This window comes from Streptomyces sp. NBC_01454, assembly GCF_036227565.1.
In the GTDB taxonomy this organism is placed as follows: domain Bacteria; phylum Actinomycetota; class Actinomycetes; order Streptomycetales; family Streptomycetaceae; genus Streptomyces.
On record NZ_CP109460.1, the window covers coordinates 2050353 to 2068790 of the forward strand.

Sequence of the window (18438 nt, forward strand, 5' to 3'; positions counted from 1 at the left end):
GATCTTCGGTCCTCACCGGCGGAGCGCCCCCGTTGCCCAGTCCCTACCGCGCCATCTTCGGCCGCCCCGGCACCAAGTCGTTCTCCGCCGCCGGACTGCTGGGCCGGATGCCGCTGTCGATGATGAGCATCGGCGTCGTCACGATGGTCTCCCAGCTGACCGGCCGCTACGGCCTGGCGGGCGCGCTGTCCGCGACCCTCGCGCTGTCCGCCGCGGTGCTCGGCCCGCAGATCTCCCGGCTGGTGGACCGGCACGGCCAGAGCCGGGTGCTGCGCCCGGCCACCCTGGTGTCGATCGCCGCGGTCGCCGGTCTGCTGCTGAGCGCACAGCAGCGCTGGCCGGACTGGATCCTGTTCGTCTTCGCGGCGGGGGCGGGGTGCGTGCCCAGTATCGGCTCGATGATCCGGGCCCGCTGGGCGGAGATCTACCGGGGCTCCCCGCGCGACCTGCACACCGCTTACGCGTGGGAGTCGATCGTCGACGAGACGTGCTTCATCTTCGGGCCGATCCTGTCCATCGGCCTGTCCACGGCGTGGTTCCCGGAGGCCGGCCCGCTGCTGGCCGCCGTCTTCCTGGCCGTCGGCGTCTTCTGGCTGACGGCGCAGCGCACGACGGAGCCGGTGCCGCATCCGCGGGAGCTGCACACCAAGGGGTCGGCGCTGCGCTCGCGGGGACTGCAGGTGCTGGTGGTGACGTTCGTGGCGACCGGGGCGATCTTCGGGGCGATCGACGTGGTGACGGTGGCCTTCGCCGAGGAGGCCGGGCACAAGGCAGCGGCCAGCCTGGTGCTGGCGGTCTACGCGCTCGGCTCGTGTGCGGCCGGCGCCGTCTTCGGACTGCTGCACCTGCCGGGGCATCCGTCCCGGCGCTTCGTGGTGGGGGTCTGCGCGATCGCGGTGAGCATGGTGCCGCTGCAACTGGTGGACTCCCTGCCGCTGCTGGCCGTCGCGCTGTTCCTCGCGGGGCTGTCCATCGCCCCGACGATGGTGACCACGATGGCGCTGGTGGAAGAGCATGTGCCGCGGTCCAAGCTGACCGAGGGCATGAGCTGGACCAGCACCGGTCTGGCCGTGGGCGTCGCGCTGGGTTCGTCGGCGGCCGGCTGGGTGGTCGACGCCGCCGGTGCGGCCCGGGGGTATCTGGTGCCGGGGGCGGCGGGGGTGCTCGGCGCCCTGGTGGCCCTGGCGGGCTACCGCAGGCTCCGCCCCCGGACCGCTTCCTCGGTGACGGACCCGGCGGCCGCCGGGGCGCCGTCCGCGCACGGCGGCACCCTCCCGCGGCCGCAGGGCGAGGAGAGCGTCGCCTAGGGCGGGTCCGGAGGGTGCCGCACGGTCCGGCCCGCTCGCGCGCCTGCCGGGCGGGCGAGCCGGACCGACCGGGGAGCCGTGAAGTGAACACGCGCCGCCCGCCGGAGAGTTACCGTCGGTACGACATGTCCGGGAGCCGGGCGACCGCGGCCGGTTCCCGCGTGTGTGATGTACGTCATCCGGCCCGGAGAGCGCGTCGGCGACCGGCATCATGTGCCCACGCCACGTGGGCCGGACGCGGGAGGGGACGTCACCATGGCAGTCAGCAACGCCGTCGGCGGCTCGGGAGGACGTGGCTCGACGGGCCGTCCGTGGCGCAACTGGGCGGGCAACGTCACCGCCCGCCCCGCCCGGAGCGTGACCCCGGCGAGCACCGAGGAACTGGCCGCCGCGGTCCGCGCGGCCGCCGCGGACGGACTCACGGTCAAGGCGGCCGGCACCGGCCACTCCTTCACCCCGGCCGCCGCCACCGACGGACTGCTGATCCGCCCCGAGCGGCTGACCGGGATCCGCGGGATCGACCGCGCGGCCGGCACCGTGACCGTGGCGGCCGGCACCCCGCTCCGGCACCTCAACGAGACGCTGGCCGCACACGGGCTGTCGCTGACCAACATGGGCGACATCATGGAGCAGTCCGTCTCCGGGGCGACCGCCACCGGCACCCATGGCACCGGCCGCGACTCGGCGTCACTCGCCGCCCAGGTCACCGCCCTGGAGCTGGTCACCGCCGACGGCTCGCGCCTGACCTGCTCCGCCCAGGAGCGACCGGATGTCTTCGCCGCGGCGCGGCTGGGCCTGGGCGCGCTGGGCGTGATCAGCGAGCTGACCTTCGCCGTGGAGCCGGAGTTCCTGCTGACCGCCCGCGAGGAGCCGATGCCCTACGACGAGGTGACGGACCGGTTCGACGAGCTGGTCGCCGAGAACGAACACTTCGAGTTCTACTGGTTCCCGCACACCGGCAGCTGCAACACCAAGCGCAACAACCGCAGCCAGGGCCCGGCCGCGCCCCCCGGGAAGGTCAGCGGCTGGGTCGAGGACGAGCTGCTGTCCAACGGGGTCTTCCAGCTCGCCTGCACCGCGGGGCGGGCGGTGCCGGCCGCCATCCCGGGCATCGCCAAGCTCTCCAGCCGCGCGCTGTCGGCCCGTACCTACACCGACATCCCCTACCGCGTGTTCACCTCCCCGCGGCGGGTGCGGTTCGTGGAGATGGAGTACGCGCTGCCCCGCGCGGCCGCCGTCGCGGCGCTCGGCGAGCTGAGGGCCCTGGTGGAGCGCTCGGAATTCAGGATCAGCTTCCCGGTGGAGGTGCGCACCGCTCCGGCCGACGACATCGCGCTGTCCACCGCCTCGGGCCGGGACACCGCCTATATCGCCGTGCACATGTTCCGGGGGACGCCGCACCAGGCGTACTTCGCGGCCACCGAGCGGATCATGACGGCGCACGGGGGCCGTCCGCACTGGGGCAAGCTGCACACCCGCGATGCCGCCCATCTCGCCGACGCCTATCCGCGGTTCGGCGAGTTCACCGCGGTGCGCGACCGGCTGGACCCGGACCGCCGGTTCGCCAACGCGTATCTGCGGCGGGTCCTGGGGGACTGACGAACGACGACGGCCGCGGCCCGGCGCCTTCACAGGCAACCGGGCCGCGGCCGTGTCGGTTCCGCTCACCGGACCGTCGCTCCGGACGGGCCGTCCGGGGTCAGGAGGCCCCGGGCGCGGGGTTGCGTCCGTCGGACCCCCGCTGCTGCTGCGGGCTCCCCGGGGTGTCACCCCCGGTCGAGCCGTCACCCTTTCCGGTGTCACCGTCGCCGGAGGAACCGCTCGAGGACGGGTCCGGTGACGAGGGGCTCGGGTCGGGCGAGGTCTTGCCGCCGTCGGACGGACTGGGCTCCGGCGACGGACTGCCGTTGTCCTTGCCCGTGCCGGTACCGTCCGAGGGGCTCGGGTCCGGGGAGGGCTGATCGCCGTTGCCGTGCTGCTTGCCGTCGTCCGGGGAGTCACCGGATCCCGGCGACTGCGGACTGCTGGGCTGGTGCCGGCCGGACCCCCCGATCTGGGTGATGTTGCCCAGCGAGGTGCCCTTCTCGCCGTTCGGCGTCTGCCCCGTGATCAGCTCGGTACCGGTGACCGCGCCCATGGCGAGCACGAAGACCGCGAGCGCACCGAGCGCCGGCCGCTTCCAGCCACGCAGCCGGGAACCGTACGTCGTGGTGCTGAGCGTCTCGGCCGATCCGGCCGGGTGCCGCACGGGCGGCGCGCCGGGCGCGCGGGCCGCCGCCTGACCGAGCATCGCGGTCCGCTCGTCGAGACGCGGCACCAGCTGTGTACGGTCGGCCGGCCGCTCCGGACCGGCCTGATCCGACGCGTGTCCCCCGGGGGCGGCGGGATCGACGGGGCGCAGCATCCGCGTCGCGTCGTCGGCCTCCGAGGCGCCTGCCGGATCACGGGGTGCGGACGAATCCGCCCGCGGGATCAGCTGTGTACGGGCCGTGTCGGGCCCGGGCATTCTGGCGGCGACGGAGGTGACCTCGTCCTCCGCTCCCTGCCGGTCGAAGGTCGGCAACACCATCGTGGAGGCGGGGTGCCGCGCTTCGGGTGTGGTGGATCGATTGCGGGTGGCGGAGAAGCGGCGCGGCTTCGGCCGGGTGATGACCGATGCTTCCTTGATCTGTTCGCCGGTACGCCGGAACAGGTGCTGGAATATCGAGCCCCCGGTGGTGGCCACGACACTGACCACGCCCGCGCCGATGAAGGTTCCGTAGACGCCGAGCTGGCCTGCGAGATACGCCGCGGCAGCCGCGGCGACCGCGCTGCCGGACACCTGAGCCACGCTCAGGTCTATCCGCTTCTCCTTCTTCTTCGTGTCGGTTTCGGTTTCTACGTCCATCTCCAACCTTTGATAGCCCCTTCGATCCATCTTGCATGGAGAAGTGACCATTCGGAGTACCCAAAAGTTCCGATTTTGGGGAATCTGTGAAACTTGCCACCTACGTGCCAGGTAGAGAGATCGACAAGGTGACTCAACTCCGTTGCCCGCCCAGAAGTTCGGCGGCGCGGCGGTCCACGTCAGTGGTCCGAATGGAGTACTGTGGCGAGCCCTGGCCCCGGTTCCCGTCCGGCTGCCCGGAACCCACGGGAGGGGCTGTGAAGGCGGCACTCGCCCCGGGGCGCCGCCGACCGGCACGGGTGAACGGCGACAGGGCAAGCGGCACGGTCACTGAGCGTTGCGAACAGGTAACCGTGTCATAACGGCGTTTCAGGGCCAAGCCTCGACACGCCGGGCAACTCGGCAATGTTGTGGCAGGCTGCACCCGGGCAGGCCACACTCGACTAGCGGAAGCAGCGACGCACGTGACGTCGGCAGGCACCACCCGGGAGGTCCCCATGCCCGAACTGCGTGTCGTGGCCGTCTCCAACGACGGCACACGGCTGGTGCTCAAAGCTGCGGACAGCACCGAGTACACGCTTCCGATCGACGAACGGCTGCGCGCCGCTGTCCGCAACGACCGCGCACGGCTGGGCCAGATCGAGATCGAGGTCGAGAGCCATCTGCGGCCGCGGGACATCCAGGCCCGTATAAGAGCCGGTGCCTCCGCCGAAGAGGTCGCCCAGCTCGCCGGCATCCCCGTCGACCGGGTGCGCCGCTTCGAGGGCCCGGTGCTCGCCGAGCGTGCCTTCATGGCCGAGCGGGCCCGTAAGACACCGGTGCGGCGCCCCGGCGAGAACACCGGCCCACAGCTCGGTGAGGCGGTCGCGGAGCGGCTGCTGCTGCGCGGCGCCGACAAGGAGAGCGTCCAGTGGGACTCCTGGCGCCGCGACGACGGCACCTGGGAGGTGCTGCTGGTCTACCGCGTCGCCACCGAACCGCACTCGGCGAGCTGGACGTACGACCCGCCGAGGCGGCTCGTCCAGGCCGTGGACGACGAAGCACGGGCACTGATCGGCGAGAGCGACGACACGCCCGAGCCGAGCTTCCCGTTCGTGCCGCGGATCGCGCGGCTGCCGCGCGACCGGCCGCTGGACCGCACCCTGGACCGGCAGCCGTCCGAGCGTGCGGGGCAGTCCGGCGGCGAGGACGAGGAGTCGCGGGGCGCCGAGGAGGCCGTCGGTGAGCGCGAGCGCGAGCGGGATTCGCTGACCAGCCTGCTGGAGGCGGTGCCGAGCTTCCGTGGCGACATGATCGTGCCGGAGAGCGCGAAGGCGCCGCAGAGCGACGAGGAATCCGAGGCCGAGGTCGAGGAGCCGGCCGCCCCGGCGGCCAGCGCGGGCGCGGGTTCCGCATACGCCGATGTGCTGATGCCGCGTGCGGTGGCCGGCCACCGTGACCGGCTGACCGGGACCACGGACCGGCAGGCCGAGGCGGACGGCGTCCGGCCCGGTCGCCGCGCCGCGGTGCCCAGCTGGGACGAGATCGTCTTCGGCACCCGGCGGAAGAAGCCGGAGTAGCGCGGCGGCGCTCCCCCTGCAGTGATGCCGTCCGCCCGTCCCCTGCTTCCAGGGGGCGGGCGGACGGCGTGTGACGGGGGCTCAGCCGGCCTGCGGGCCGGTGGCGACCGGGCGGGCGGGGTCGGCCGTCCACTCGCTCCAGGAGCCGACGTAGAGGGCGGCGGGAACGCCCGCGAGCGCGAGCGCCAGTACCTGATGGGCGGCGGAGACCCCGGAGCCGCAGTAGACGCCGACCTCCGTGTCCGCCGTGGCGCCGAGCGAGGCGAACCGCCGGGCGAGTTCCGCGGCGTCACGGAATACGGTGCCGCCCTCGGCGACGTTCTCGGTCGTCGGCGCGGACACGGCGCCCGGGATGTGGCCGGCCACCGGGTCGATGGGCTCGACCTCGCCGCGGTAGCGCTCGGCGGCCCGGGCGTCCAGCAGGACTCCGCGGCGGGCCAGCGCGGCCGCGTCGTCCGCCGTCAGCAGCGGAAGGGCGCCGGGCAGCGGCGTGAAGTCGCCGGTGGGCGGGGTCGGCTGATCGGTGCTCAGGGCGCCCCCGGAGGCCTGCCAGGCGGCGAGACCGCCGTCCAGGACACGCACGTCGGGGTGGCCGGTCCAGCGCAGCAGCCACCAGGCGCGGGCGGCCGCCCAGCTCTGGCCGCCGTCGTAGACGACCACGGGGCGGTCCGCGCGGACCCCCGCGGCGCGCATGGCCGCGGCGAACACATCCAGGTCGGGCAGCGGGTGCCGGCCGGCCGGGCCGGGGGGTGCGGCGAGTTCGCTGTCGAGGTCGACGTAGACCGCGCCGGGCACGTGGCCGGCCTCGTACTCGGGGCGGCCGGGCGGCCCGCCGAGCTGGTAACGGATGTCCAGGAGGACGGGGGCGGCGGGCTGTGCCAGCTCGCTCGCGAGTTCGGTAGCGGTGATGATGACGTTCATGGGACTCATCCTTGCGTAGCAACTGCTACGTACAGAAGGCGGTAGCCCACCCTCCGTATGACGCAGTTGCGCCGTGTTGTCACCTCACGGAAACGGATCGGGGGCCTCAAATCGGGCATTCTCCCCCGCGAACGCGCCGTGGACGGCGCGGCCGGGGCGCACACCAGGTCACCGGGTGCGAGCATCTGCTCGGGACCCGTGCCCGTACCGCACAGGGTCGGCACCCCCGACACTCCGAGGAGAAAGCGACCATGACGACCGAGGCAGCGACCCGGCGGATGTCCGGCGCGCCCTGCTGGGTGAGCCTCCTGGCCCACAGCATGTCCGCGACGCAGGAGTTCTACGGCGCGCTGTTCGGCTGGGAGTTCCACCCGGGGCCGCAGCACTTCGGTCCGTACGCCCGGGCCTTCCTCGACGGCCGGGAAGTCGCCGGGGTCGGTGAGCTGGCACCCGACCGCCACCTCCCGGTCTCCTGGACCACCTATCTGGCCAGTGACGACGCGGATGTGACGGCTGAGCAGATCCGTTCCTGCGGGGGGACGGTGGGCGTCGGGCCGCTGGACGCGGACGACGACACGGGGCGGATGGCGATCGGCTCCGATCCCCAGGGCGCGATCTTCGGCATCTGGCAGGGCAAGTCGCCGATGGGCACCGTCCACACCGGCGAGCCGGGCACACCGGTGTGGAACGAGCTGGTCACCCGCGATACCGGCTCGGTCAGTCCGTTCTACGAGCATGTCTTCGGCTTCGAGGCGGAGCCGGTGGCCACGGCCGGCCTCGACTATCTGACGCTGCGGCTCAAGGGGCGCCCGGTGGCCGGTGTCCACGGGGTGGGCACCGCCCTGCCCCGCGACCGGGGCTCCCACTGGATGACGTACTTCGCCGTCCCCAACACGGACGCGGCGGCCCGCCGGGTCACCGAACTGGGCGGACGGGTGCTGCACGCCGCCCGGGATTCCGCGCACGGCCGGCTGGCGACCGTCGCCGACAGCGAGGGCGCCGTCTTCACGATCATCCAGCAGGGCTGAAACACCCGCCGTACCAGGGACGGTGGGGCTCAGGCGGTGGCCGCGTCCAGGCGCATCCGGACGTAGCACGCGCCCGCCGGTCCCGGTCGCCGGTGTCCGTCCGGCCGCCAGCCGTGCCGCGTGTAGAAGGCCCGTGCACGGTCGTTGCGCTCCCATGCCTCGACCCGGCCCCCGGGCAGCGCCGCCTCGCGCAGGAACCGTACGAAGGCCGCGTGCAGTTGGCCGCCGATCCCCCGTCCCCACTGCCCGGGCAGCACATGGATCTGGTACAGCTCGCCGACGGTCATCGCCTCGTTCCCGTGGCCGAGCGGCTGGTTCCCGGGGCCGAGCGGCGGGCCCATGGCCACCACGCCCACCACGGTGCCGTTCCGCAGCGCGCACCGCACCGTCCTGGTGGCCGAGAGGATCGAGCGCGCCCACCCCTCCCGTCGCCGCGCCGGCCCGTCGGGGGTGTCGATCTGTGCCGCGGGGAGCCCGCCCGCCCGGTAGTACGCGGTGCGGGCCCGGGTGTGTAGTTCCACGAGCGAGTCGAGATCGGCGGGGACGGCGGGGCGCAGCAGGACCGGAGTGTGCGTCATGCCCGCGAGGACGCGCCGGGCGGAGCGGTGGGTTCCCTCCCCGCGAAGCGGAGAGCGTCCATCGGGCGCCGGTGCCGGCGCACCGACATTCGTGGGGCGTGCGGGCGCGGGTGCCGGCGGGCGGCCGCTACTTCGCGCCGTCGACGGGCAGTACGTCCGGGGAGAGGGCGGCCGCGCGGGCCGTCGTCGAGGTCTGGCGGCGGCGGTGGTGGCGCCGGCACAGCACCTCGTAACCGACCTCGGCCTGGGGGCTGTCCACGTCTCCCACGACGTCGCCGACGACGACCTGCGCGCCCTCGACGACCATCCGGCCGTCGACGGTACGGGCGTTGTGCGTGGCGCGGGCACCGCACCAACACAGCGCCTCGACCTGCAACACCTCTATCCGGTCGGCCAGTTCGACCAGGCGCTGGGAGCCGGGGAAGAGCTTGCTGCGGAAGTCGGTGGTGATGCCGAAGGCGAAGACGTCCAGTTCCAGGTCGTCGACGACGCGGGCGAGCTGGTCGACCTGTTCGGGGGCCAGGAACTGCGCCTCGTCGGCGATGACGTAGTCGACCCGGCCGCCGGAGGAGAGGTGCCCGATGACATGGGCGTAGAAGTCCATGTCATCCGCCGCCTCGACGGCCTCGGTGACCAGGCCGAGGCGGGAGGAGAGCTTGCCGCGGCCGGCCCGGTCGTTGCGGCTGTAGATCATGCCTTGCAGGCCGCGGGAGGAGCGGTTGTGCTCGATCTGCAGAGCGAGGGTGCTCTTTCCGCAGTCCATGGTTCCGGAGAAGAACACCAGCTCGGGCATGGGGAGTTGCGGGCCTTTCGGGCTCGTGGGGGGGGCGTGGCGAAGTGCGGGGGGGGCGGGCCGCGTGGATCAGGTACGGACTTCCAGGAGGGGCACCAGCTGCTCCACCGGGGTCATCGAACCGTGCATCCCGACCATCTCCGATTCCCGGGGCTCCCGTTCGGTCGCGATGATCACCATGTCGGCATGGGCGGCCGCCACGACATCACCGATCCGGGCACGCACCCGGTCATCGACCGACGGACCGAACCACCCGGCGGCGATGGCCTCGTCGCGGCTCGCGACCCACATCTGCTCACCGACCACCTCGCGCCATACGGCGAGCACATCGGCGGCCGCGCCCGGGTGGGCGTAGACGTGCCGGGCCCGGCCCTCGCCGCCCAACAGGCGTACGCCGGCGCGCAGTTCCCAGTCCTCGTCGAAGTCGATCCGCGACTCCGGGTCGAAGGGGATGTCGATCATGCCGTGGTCGGCGGTGATGTACAGGGCGCTGCGCGGCGGGAGCTGCTCGGCCAGCCGCTGGGCGAGCCGGTCGACGTACATCACCTGGCCGCGCCAGGCATCGGAGTTGACGCCGTAGCGGTGCCCCTTGCCGTCGACCTCGGAGTAGTACGTGTAGACCAGCGAGCGGTCACCGGCGGCGAGCTGCTCGGCGGCGAGGTCCATCCGTTCCTCGCCGGAGAGCCGGCCGTGGAAGGTGCCGCCGCTGAGCGCGACCTTGGTGAGCGGGGTGTGCTGGAAGTTCGGTGCGGAGACCTGGCAGGTGTGGATGCCGGCGGCGTCCGCGCGCTGGAACACCGTCGGATACGGCTGCCAGACATGGGGGTCGGTCCACGGGTACCAGCGCAGCTGGTTCATCAGGGCGCCGGTCGCCGGGTCCTCGCAGGTGTAGCCGGGCAGGCCGTGGGCGCCCGGCGGCAGGCCGGTGCCGACCGAGGCGAGGGAGGTGGCGGTGGTGGAGGGGAAGCCGGCGGTGAGCGGGCGGCCGGTGCCGTTGCACGACGTGTCCAGGAGCGAGGTCAGGAACGGCGCCTCCTCCGGGTGGTCGCGCAGCAGCTCCCAGCCGAGGCCGTCGATCAGGAAGACGCAGGCCCGGTCGGCGGGGGTCAGCTCCAGCGAGGTGTGCACGCCGGGTATCCCCAGTCCCGCGGCGATGCCGGGCAGCAGATCGGCGAGCGAGCCGGTGCCGTACCGCGGCGCGGGGGCGGCCAGCGGGTCGAGCGGTTCGGGTTCCGGCCAGGCGGGGACGGTGTGGGCCATCAGCGGGTGGTGGTGGCCGCGGTGGCCTCGGAGAGCGCCTGGGCGAAGGTGAGCGTCTCGCGCACCGAGTCCGGTCCGTCACCGGCCTCACTGACCCGCAGCGAGAGGTCGTCGGCGGTGGAGGAGCCCGTGTAGCCGTGGTCCGCCTCGCAGTTGGGGTCGCCGCAGGCGGCGGGCTCCAGGTCCAGGCGGGCGACCGCGCCCCAGCCGATGGTCAGCACGACCTCGCGGGGCAGCTGGCCGGGGGTGTACGACTCGGGGTTGGCGACCACGCGGCTGAGCACCACGGACGAGATCCGGCCGAGCTTGACCGACTCGGTGGAGGTGGTGGCGTACGGCGACGGGGAGGTGGCGTCGGCGGCCTGCTCGTCGGTGTGGCTGACAATGAAGCGGGTGCCGGTCAGGACCAGGACCGTGACATGACGGCGGACCTCGTTGGCGTCGAAGGTCGTCTCCTGATGGACGAGGTACGACACGACCGGCTCACCGCCGACCGCGGCCTGCACCGCCTCGGCCACGAGCGTCGGGTAATAGCCACTGCGCTCGATCGCCGCACGCAGTCCCTGGGTCGTCGTACCGGTCTTAGCCATGGGGTCCATCTTACGGGGCGTACCGGGCCGCGAGAGCCTCAGTAGACGGGCAGCCGGCGGGGGCCGAGGTCAGTGGTGGCAGGGGGCCTGGCCAGGCGGACGGAGGCACCCAGAACGGAGAGGCCGTGGGCGGCGACGACCACCGGTTCGAGGTCCACACCGACGACCTCGGGGTGGTCGTCGACGAGCCGGGAGACCCGCAGCAGCAGTTCGGCCAGCGCCGCGGTGTCCACGGGCTGGGACCCGCGCCAGCCGAAGAGCAGCGGGGCGGCCCGGATCGAGCGGATCTGCTCGGCGACCTCGCGGTCGGTGGCGGGAATGAGGCGGTGGGCGATGTCGCCGAGCAGCTCGGAGGGCGCACCGGCCAGGCCGAAGGAGAGGACGGCGCCGGCGGCCGGGTCGATGGCGGCCCGGATGACCGTGTCGACACCGCGCGGCACCATCGACTGGACGACCGGACGCAGCTCCTCCGGGGAGCCGAGGAAATCGGTCAATTCGGCATAGGTGCGGCGGAGTTCCCGCTCGCCGGCGAGGTCGAGGCGTACGCCGCCGAGGTCGGCGCGGTGCCGCAGATGGGGTGCGGTGGTCTTGAGGGCCACCGGATAGCCGAGGCGGGCGGCGGCGCGGACGGCGGTGTCCGGGTCGGGGGCGGGGAGGACGGGGCGGGTGTGGATGCCGTAGCGGGCGAGCAGGGCCTCGGCGTCCTCGGCCGGCACGGGGACGGAGCGGCCGGTGGGGACGTCGCGGGTGAGCCGGTCGAGGAGGCGCTCGATGTCGGCGCCGGCCGCCGCCTCCTGGATGTCGTCGTACTCGGGCACCCGGCCCGGATCGGCGGCCTCCCGGCGCCACGTGGCATAGCGGACGGCCTCGGCGAGCGCACGGACGGCACGCTCGGCGGCGGGGTAGGCGGGGATGCGCAGGGGTGCGGCGCGGCGCGGGGGCGGGGCGGTGGCCTCGGCGTCACGGGCCCTGGCCGGCTGCGCTGCGGTGAGAGTGGGCGGCGGTCCCGGGGGGACCGGGGGGCGTGCGGGATACGACGGGTGGCGCGGGGGCGGCGCGGACTCCGGGGACGACGGGGCAGGTGCCGGAGCCGGGTTCTCGTGGCGGGCCGCCCGGTCACCGGCGGGGGCGTCGGGCCCCGATGCCTGGGCTCCTCCCGGTGACGGTGCCGGTGCCGGTGCCGGTGCCGCGAGCCTCTCCGCCAGTTCGTCCATGGCGAGATGGACAACGGTGACCGGCTTCTCCGGGTGGGCCTCGGCGGCGGTGCGCAGGGCGGCGGCGAGCGCGGCGCCCTCACCCCCGCCCGGGGAGACCGCGGCTCCCTCCCCCACCCAGGGGATGGCGGTGACGACCACGGCGTCGCAGCCGTCGCCGGCCAGCGCCTCGTCGAGCGCGGCCCGGAAGTCGTCGGGTGTCGCGGCCGAGGTCAGGACATGGGGCCGTTGCGGGCGCAGCCGTTCGGTCAGGCAGGCGTCGTAGGCCAGCAGCGCCAGCGACTCGGAGTTGCCCAGGATGGCGATGCGCGAGCCGGCCGGCAGCGGCTGGGAGCCCAGCAGCAGCCCGGCGTCGATCAGCTCGGTGACCGTGTCGACGCGGATCACGCCCGCCTGGCGCATCAGGGCGGCGACGGTGCTGTCGGGAACCCGGACGGTGGGCACGGCGTGGCCCGGCGGGGCGGTGCCGTTGTGCCGGGCCCCCTTGGCGACCACGACCGGTTTGACGGCGGCGGTGCGGCGGGCGAGCCGGGCGAACTTGCGGGGGTTTCCGATGGACTCCAGATACAGGATCACGACATCGGTGTCCGGGTCCTCGTACCAGTACTGGAGCAGGTCGTTCCCGGAGACGTCGGCGCGGTTGCCGGCCGAGACGAAGGCGGAGATGCCGGCGATGCCGCCGTCGCCGGGGCCGCGCGCATGCAGTCCGCTGAGCAGGGCGATGCCGATGGCGCCGGACTGGGTGAACAGGCCGATGTGGCCGGCACCGGGCATCTGGGGCGCGAGGGAGGCGTTCAGCCGCACACCGGGGGCGGTGTTGATCAGGCCGAAGGCATTGGGGCCGATGAGCCGCATGCCGTACGAGCGGGCCTGGCCGAGCAGGGCGCGCTGCCGCTCCCTGCCCTCCGGGCCCGCCTCGGCGTAACCGGAGGACAGGATCAGCACCCCCTGGACGCCGTGTTCACCGCAGTCACGGACGACGTCGGGGACGCGGTCCGCGGGCACGGCGACGACGGCGAGATCGACCGGCTCGGAGATCTCGCGCAGCGCGCGGACGGCCGGTACGCCTTCGGGGTCCAGCCGCTGCATCCCGTCGGGGAACGCGTGGTTGACGGCGTGCACCCGGCCCGTGAAGCCGGAGTCCAGGAGACTGCGCAGGGCGGTGCGGCCGACACCGCCGGTGGCGCGGCCGGTGCCGATGACGGCGACCGAGCGCGGGGTGAGCAGCCGCTGGACGGAGCGGGCCTCGGCCCGCTGCTCGCGGCCGCGCATCACAGCCATGGACTGCTCGGTCGGCTCCAGATCGAACTCCAGCCGGACCACACCGTCTTCGAAGGTGCGCTTCTGGGTGTAGCCCGCATCGGTGAACACCTTGATCATCTTGGAGTTCGCCGGGAGCACCTCGGCGGCGAACCGGCGGATGCCGCGTTCACGGGCGACGGCCGCGATGTGCTCCAGGAGGGCGGAGGCGACGCCGCGGCCCTGGTGGGCGTCCTGGACGAGGAAGGCGACCTCCGCCTGGTCGTCCTCGGGGTCCTTGGCGGGCAGGCCCTGGTCGTTGATCCGGTCGTAGCGGACGGTGGCGATGAACTCGCCGCCGACCATCGCGGCGAGACCGACCCGGTCGACGTAGTCGTGGTGGGTGAAACGGTGCACATCGCGGTCGGACAGGCGCGGGTAGGGGGCGAAGAAGCGGTAGTACTTCGACTCGTCCGAGACCTGTTCGTAGAAGGAGACCAGCCGCTCGGCATCGTCGGGGGTGATGGGGCGGATCCGCGCCGTCCCGCCGTCACGCAGCACCACGTCTGCTTCCCAGTGGGTCGGGTACGCGTGGTCCTGCGACTTCTGCATGCGGACAGCGTACGGCCGGGCACCGACAACGGGCCCGGCGCGCGTACGCTCGGGGTGCAGGCAGGCCGATGATGCCGTGGAGACCGTGCGGCGGGCCCGGCCGGCCGGGCCTCCCTTGGGGACCAGGGGCGGCGAAGGCCAGCAGGCGCGTCCGCTGGAGCAGGTCCGGCAGCGTGAGAGACTGGTCTAGACAACAGTCACGACTTTGAAGGGCAACACCATGGCAGAGCGCCGCGTCAATGTCGGTTGGGCCGAAGGCCTGCACGCCCGCCCCGCGTCGATCTTCGTCCGCGCGGCCACCGCCTCCGGTGTCCCGATAACGATCGCCAAGGCCGAGGGCAACCCCGTGAACGCCGCCTCCATGCTCGCGGTCCTGGGCCTCGGCGCCCAGGGCGGCGAGGAGATCGTGCTGGCCTCCGACGCCGACGGCGCCGAGGCCGCGCTCGACCGCCTGGCCAAGCTCGTCGCCGAGGGTCTCGAGGAGCTCCCCGAGACCGTCTGAGCCCACAGGCTCTCTGCTGTACGCGGCGGCCCCGTCGCGGCGACCGGTCACCGGTTGCCGCGACGGGGCCGCTTCACTGCGCCCTGAGTCCGAGGCGGGGCCACGGTGTGTGCACGGCCGCCGCGCGCGCCTTTGTCGCGCGGGTGCACCGGATTTTCCCGACCACCCGGAAATCCGGCGGGCGAGAAATAGCGCGCACGTCAGCTGTGACAACCCATCTCGGTGCCGCAAAACGTGCACCATTCGGCGCGCACCATTCACCGTTCGCGGCGCCACAGAATAGATCCCCGAATACCGGCCGCATTTGCACCGGAGGGATCTCGCTTCTGCTCACCGAAGCCCGTTCCACACGTCCCGCACTTCTTCGCATGCGGGACCTCTTTGTATACGGGACGGTTGTTAAGGGCGGACGCGCACCGTGTTGACGGGCGGTTTCGGATCCCTCACCCCGGTCTTGAGCGGGCGTCGCAGCCGGTACACGGGGAGTGAGCGCTCGACATGAGCCGCCATCAGGGCGCGGGCCCGCTCCGCGTCTCCCCGGGCCACCGCGTCCAGCACGGCACCGTACTCGTCCCACGACTCGGCGGAGCGGGTCGGCGGCTCCACGGCGTACATCCACTCGATCTTGCGCCGCAGCTGGGTCAGCAGCGCCGTCAGGCTGGGGCTGCCGACCGCCTGGGCCAGCGTCTCGTGGAACCAGTCGTCCAGCTGCTGCAGGTCCCCCGGATCGCCGTGCCGGGCCCGCTCGCGGCCGAGCCGCACCAGGCCGCGGAGCACCTTGAGGTGGGCCGGGCTGCGGCGGGCGGCCGCGCGGGCGGCGCCCAGCGGCTCCAACAGGGCGCGGACGTCCAGGAGATCGGCCGCCTCCTGCGCGGTGGGCTCGGCGACGCAGGCCCCGGCGTGGTGGCGGGTGGTGACGAAGCCCTCGGACTGCAGGGTGCGCAGCGCCTCACGGACCGGCACTCTGGAAACGCCGTAACGGGCCGCGAGGATCTCCTCGATCAGCCGGCTCCCCGGCGCCAGCGCACCGGAGACAATGTCGTCGCGAATCGCCGTGCACACCGCATGCGCGGAAATATGGCCTCGCATCTTCCGAGCCTCCGCCGTGATCCCCAGGAAACGCCGCCGGTCGGCGGCTTTTCCGTGACTCTATTAGACCGGCACGGCTTTTCCGACGGGCACAGAATATTCATGGATACTTTTGGCCGGAAGTCGTGGGCACGCCGGCTCCGCCTCCGGTGCACGCCCCCCGCACCGCAAACGCGACGCCGCGCCGGATACGCCGAAGCCCCGGTCATGGGACCGGGGCTTCGGGAGGACGCGCGGTGCGGGGCACCCCTCCCGGGCGTGGGGACGGGCCAGCGGCAGGTCAGACGTTGACGCCGTGTGCGCGCAGGTAGGTGATCGGGTCGATGTCCGAGCCGTAGTCGGGGCCGGTGCGGGCCTCGAAGTGCAGGTGCGGGCCGGTGGCATTGCCGGTGGCACCGGAGAGGGCGATCTGCTGGCCGCGGGTGACCTTCTGGCCGACCGAGACGGCGAACGACGACAGGTGACCGTACTGGGTGTACGTGCCGTCGTTCATCTTGATCACGATGTTGTTGCCGTACGAGCCGCCCCAGTCCGCCTCGACGACGGTGCCCGAGCCGACGGCACGGACGCTGGTGCCGGAGGCGGCGTGGAAGTCGATGCCGGTGTGGCTGCCCGAGGACCACAGGCTGCTGGACGCCTTGTAGCCGGTGGAGACGTAGGAGTCGGCGACCGGCGCGACGAAGGTGTTCAGACGCTTGCGCTCGGCATCGCGGGCGGCGCGCACCTTGGCCTTGTGGGCGGCCTCGGCACGCCGCTTGGCCTCGTCGGCCTGCTTCTTCGCGACGGCTTCGGCCTTCGCCTGTGCGGCGGCGGACTCCGCGGCGGCGCGCTGCGCGTCGGCCTGGGCCGCGACATGGCCGGCGAGCTCGTCACCCATCACGACGGCCTGCTGCAGACCGGTGTCATGGGTGGGTGCCACGTCCGTCGCGGCCAGTGCCGGCGAGGCCACGGAGGCGACCACACCGCCCGCCGCGAGGGTGGCTATACCGGCGACGTTGCGGGTCGTCCGGGTAGGACGGTTGGCGCGGCGGTGCTTCCCGGTGGCACGGATGAACGCCATGTACGGGCTTGTCCTTTCCCTCCTTCTCGCCTACCGGGTTAGCTGACGGGTTCGGAGCAGGAAGGTCTCCTACGGGCTCCTCGGGAGAGGAGTCCGATTCACCCCAAGGGACGCGTGGGTCCCCGGCTCCCCTGGCTCGCGCCGTACGGGGACTCGGCGATGACTGTCCGGTGCCACTGTTGTGGCGGACTTGTGACGAACAGCCGGGACGACGCTAAACGGGGCCACTTTCGTGGGGCAAACAGAAGCCGATTTTTGTGCGGGATGCCACAAGAACCTGCGCAACCAGCTGTAAGAAAACGGACATACAGCGGCTCCCGTGGCGAGTGAGTGCCACGGGAGCCGCTTTGTCGATATATGACCTTTCGTCATACGGGCGGGGTTAGCCGCCGACGACCGTCACCTCGCCGATGCCCAGCTCCTTGACCGGCTCGGCGATCTGCGCCGCGTCACCCACGAGGACCGTCACCAGCCGGTCCACGGGGAACGCGCTGACCGCCGCCGCGGTCGCCTCGACCGTGCCGGTCTCCACGAGGCGGGCGTACAACTGCGCCTGGAAGTCATCCGGGAGGTGCTGCTCCACCTGGTCGGCCAGCGTGCCCGCGACGGCCGCCGCGGTCTCGTACTTCAGCGGCGCGACCCCGACGAGGTTCTGCACGGCGACATCCCGCTCGTCGTCGGTCAGCCCCCCTGCCGCGAGGGTCCGCAGCACCTTCCACAGGTCCTCGAGGGCCGGAACGGTGGAGGCGGTGTCCACCGAGCCGCTGATGGCCAGCAGCGCGGCACCCGTGGCCCCCTCGGGGGACGTGGGGGCGGTGGAGCGGAGCACCTGGCCGAACGCGCGCACCCCGTAGGTGTAGCCCTTCTCCTCACGCAGCACACGGTCCAGACGGGAGGTGAGGGTCCCGCCCAGGCAGTACGTGCCGAGGACCTGCGCGGGCCACACCCGGTCGTGCCGGTCGGGGCCGATCCGGCCGATGAGCAGCTGCGTCTGGACGGCACCGGGACGGTCGACGATCACCACGCGGCCGGTGTCGTCGGCGGCGATCGGCGAGGCCTTCAGCGGCTCGGCCGTCGAGCCGCTCCAGGCGCCGAGGGTGTCGGCCAGCGCCGCGTCCAGGTCGACGCCGGTGAAGTCGCCGACGATGACGGCGGTGGCCGTGGCGGGCCGTACATGGGCGTCGTAGAAGCCGCGGACGGCCGCGGCGTCGATGCGCGCGACGGTCTCCTCGGTACCCTGGCGCGGGCGCGACATCCGGGCCGTGGCCGGGAACAGCTCCTTGGACAGCGCCATCGCGGCGCGCCGGGCCGGGTTGGCGAGCTCGTGCGGGATCTCGTCGAGGCGGTTGCGGACCAGCCGCTCGACCTCGCTCTCCGGGAAGGCGGGGGCGCGCAGCGCGTCGGCGAGCAGGCCGAGCGCGCGGTGCAGCCGGGAGGCCGGCACCTCGAGGGAGACCCGTACACCGGGGTGGTCGGCGTGCGCGTCCAGGGTGGCGCCGCAGCGCTCCAGCTCGGCGGCGAACTCCTCCGCGTCGTGCTTGTCGGTGCCCTCGGACAGCCCCCGCGCCATGATCGTGGCAACGCCGTCCAGGCCCTCGGGCTCGGCGTCCAGGGGCGCGACGAGGTTGATCTCGACGGCGACGACCTGCTGGCCGGGGCGGTGGCTGGTCAGGAGGGTGAGACCGTTGGGCAGTTGGCTGCGGTCCGGCGCCGGGAAGGCCCACGGCTTGGGCGCGCCGCCTTGGGGCTGCGGGTGGAAGTCCATCGTGCTCACAGGGGTGTCGGCGTGGGTGGTGGCG

General features: G+C 73.0%; 15 protein-coding genes and 1 riboswitch. Of the genes, 5 read left to right on the top strand and 10 right to left on the bottom strand.

Going from position 1 to position 18438, the window contains the following annotated elements:
* The first annotated feature begins 32 nt into the window (after positions 1-32).
* Positions 33-1307, top strand: coding sequence for an MFS transporter (locus tag OIU81_RS08900; RefSeq protein ID WP_329145600.1), 1275 nt, complete (start codon positions 33-35; stop codon positions 1305-1307).
* 255 nt (positions 1308-1562) lie between these two features.
* The gene (locus OIU81_RS08905) at positions 1563-2906 is read left to right on the top strand and encodes a D-arabinono-1,4-lactone oxidase (protein WP_329145602.1); all 1344 of its coding nucleotides are present in this window, start codon (positions 1563-1565) and stop codon (positions 2904-2906) included.
* 100 nt (positions 2907-3006) lie between these two features.
* Here OIU81_RS08905 and OIU81_RS08910 read toward each other — a convergent pair whose 3' ends face one another.
* Positions 3007-4194 (bottom strand): hypothetical protein, encoded by a 1188-nt coding sequence (locus OIU81_RS08910; RefSeq protein ID WP_329145604.1) that lies wholly within the window; start codon positions 4192-4194, stop codon positions 3007-3009.
* 497 nt (positions 4195-4691) lie between these two features.
* Here OIU81_RS08910 and sepH point away from each other — a divergent pair, with 497 nt between their 5' ends.
* Positions 4692-5753 (top strand): septation protein SepH, encoded by a 1062-nt coding sequence (sepH, locus tag OIU81_RS08915; RefSeq protein ID WP_329145606.1) that lies wholly within the window; start codon positions 4692-4694, stop codon positions 5751-5753.
* An 81-nt stretch (positions 5754-5834) separates the two neighbouring features.
* Here the strand turns inward: sepH and OIU81_RS08920 are convergent, their stop codons facing one another.
* On the bottom strand, positions 5835-6674 hold the full coding sequence (locus tag OIU81_RS08920; protein ID WP_329145608.1) for a sulfurtransferase: 840 nt from the start codon (positions 6672-6674) through the stop codon (positions 5835-5837).
* Between the two features lie 251 nt (positions 6675-6925).
* Between OIU81_RS08920 and OIU81_RS08925 the strand changes: the two genes are divergently transcribed.
* Positions 6926-7702, top strand: coding sequence for a VOC family protein (locus tag OIU81_RS08925; RefSeq protein WP_329145610.1), 777 nt, complete (start codon positions 6926-6928; stop codon positions 7700-7702).
* Positions 7703-7731: 29 nt separating this feature from the next.
* On the opposite strand, the gene OIU81_RS08930 is transcribed toward OIU81_RS08925, so the two are convergent.
* From OIU81_RS08930 to OIU81_RS08950, 5 genes are all read right to left on the bottom strand, one after another.
* Positions 7732-8280: a GNAT family N-acetyltransferase gene (locus tag OIU81_RS08930; protein WP_329145612.1), complete on the bottom strand. Its 549-nt coding sequence runs from the start codon at positions 8278-8280 to the stop codon at positions 7732-7734.
* Positions 8281-8407: 127 nt separating this feature from the next.
* Positions 8408-9073: a thymidine kinase gene (locus OIU81_RS08935; RefSeq protein WP_329145614.1), complete on the bottom strand. Its 666-nt coding sequence runs from the start codon at positions 9071-9073 to the stop codon at positions 8408-8410.
* A gap of 69 nt (positions 9074-9142) precedes the next feature.
* A complete protein-coding gene (locus tag OIU81_RS08940; RefSeq protein ID WP_329145616.1) occupies positions 9143-10333 on the bottom strand; it encodes an alkaline phosphatase family protein in 1191 nt (396 codons plus the stop codon).
* Positions 10333-10923, bottom strand: a complete 591-nt coding sequence (locus OIU81_RS08945; protein WP_006602644.1) for a DUF5998 family protein — start codon at positions 10921-10923, stop codon at positions 10333-10335. The genes OIU81_RS08940 and OIU81_RS08945 overlap by 1 nt, the downstream gene beginning before the upstream one ends.
* A 38-nt stretch (positions 10924-10961) precedes the next feature.
* On the bottom strand, positions 10962-13988 hold the full coding sequence (locus OIU81_RS08950) for a bifunctional acetate--CoA ligase family protein/GNAT family N-acetyltransferase (protein ID WP_329145619.1): 3027 nt from the start codon (positions 13986-13988) through the stop codon (positions 10962-10964).
* Between the two features lie 220 nt (positions 13989-14208).
* Between OIU81_RS08950 and OIU81_RS08955 the strand changes: the two genes are divergently transcribed.
* The gene (locus OIU81_RS08955) at positions 14209-14490 is read left to right on the top strand and encodes an HPr family phosphocarrier protein (RefSeq protein ID WP_329145621.1); all 282 of its coding nucleotides are present in this window, start codon (positions 14209-14211) and stop codon (positions 14488-14490) included.
* Positions 14491-14889: 399 nt separating this feature from the next.
* On the opposite strand, the gene OIU81_RS08960 is transcribed toward OIU81_RS08955, so the two are convergent.
* From OIU81_RS08960 to OIU81_RS08970, 3 genes are all read right to left on the bottom strand, one after another.
* A complete protein-coding gene (locus OIU81_RS08960) occupies positions 14890-15579 on the bottom strand; it encodes a GntR family transcriptional regulator (RefSeq protein ID WP_329145623.1) in 690 nt (229 codons plus the stop codon).
* 280 nt (positions 15580-15859) lie between these two features.
* Entirely contained in the window at positions 15860-16639 is a 780-nt protein-coding gene (locus OIU81_RS08965; protein ID WP_329145624.1) for a M23 family metallopeptidase, read from the bottom strand.
* Between the two features lie 12 nt (positions 16640-16651).
* Positions 16652-16808: riboswitch (cyclic di-AMP (ydaO/yuaA leader) on the bottom strand.
* Between the two features lie 213 nt (positions 16809-17021).
* Positions 17022-18404: a M16 family metallopeptidase gene (locus OIU81_RS08970; RefSeq protein WP_329154979.1), complete on the bottom strand. Its 1383-nt coding sequence runs from the start codon at positions 18402-18404 to the stop codon at positions 17022-17024.
* Positions 18405-18438 lie beyond the last annotated feature (34 nt).

What these genes read in the sequence shown, in the direction of transcription:
- OIU81_RS08910 (WP_329145604.1), bottom strand. Translation starts at nt 4,194, where the DNA reads ATGGACGTAGAAACCGAAACCGACACGAAGAAGAAGGAGAAGCGGATA.
- OIU81_RS08920 (WP_329145608.1), bottom strand. Translation starts at nt 6,674, where the DNA reads ATGAACGTCATCATCACCGCTACCGAACTCGCGAGCGAGCTGGCACAG.
- OIU81_RS08960 (WP_329145623.1), bottom strand. Translation starts at nt 15,579, where the DNA reads ATGCGAGGCCATATTTCCGCGCATGCGGTGTGCACGGCGATTCGCGAC.
- sepH (WP_329145606.1), top strand. Translation starts at nt 4,692, where the DNA reads ATGCCCGAACTGCGTGTCGTGGCCGTCTCCAACGACGGCACACGGCTG.
- OIU81_RS08905 (WP_329145602.1), top strand. Translation starts at nt 1,563, where the DNA reads ATGGCAGTCAGCAACGCCGTCGGCGGCTCGGGAGGACGTGGCTCGACG.
- OIU81_RS08950 (WP_329145619.1), bottom strand. Translation starts at nt 13,988, where the DNA reads ATGCAGAAGTCGCAGGACCACGCGTACCCGACCCACTGGGAAGCAGAC.
- OIU81_RS08925 (WP_329145610.1), top strand. Translation starts at nt 6,926, where the DNA reads ATGACGACCGAGGCAGCGACCCGGCGGATGTCCGGCGCGCCCTGCTGG.
- OIU81_RS08940 (WP_329145616.1), bottom strand. Translation starts at nt 10,333, where the DNA reads ATGGCCCACACCGTCCCCGCCTGGCCGGAACCCGAACCGCTCGACCCG.
- OIU81_RS08945 (WP_006602644.1), bottom strand. Translation starts at nt 10,923, where the DNA reads ATGGCTAAGACCGGTACGACGACCCAGGGACTGCGTGCGGCGATCGAG.
- OIU81_RS08965 (WP_329145624.1), bottom strand. Translation starts at nt 16,639, where the DNA reads ATGGCGTTCATCCGTGCCACCGGGAAGCACCGCCGCGCCAACCGTCCT.
- OIU81_RS08955 (WP_329145621.1), top strand. Translation starts at nt 14,209, where the DNA reads ATGGCAGAGCGCCGCGTCAATGTCGGTTGGGCCGAAGGCCTGCACGCC.
- OIU81_RS08970 (WP_329154979.1), bottom strand. Translation starts at nt 18,404, where the DNA reads ATGGACTTCCACCCGCAGCCCCAAGGCGGCGCGCCCAAGCCGTGGGCC.
- OIU81_RS08935 (WP_329145614.1), bottom strand. Translation starts at nt 9,073, where the DNA reads ATGCCCGAGCTGGTGTTCTTCTCCGGAACCATGGACTGCGGAAAGAGC.
- OIU81_RS08930 (WP_329145612.1), bottom strand. Translation starts at nt 8,280, where the DNA reads ATGACGCACACTCCGGTCCTGCTGCGCCCCGCCGTCCCCGCCGATCTC.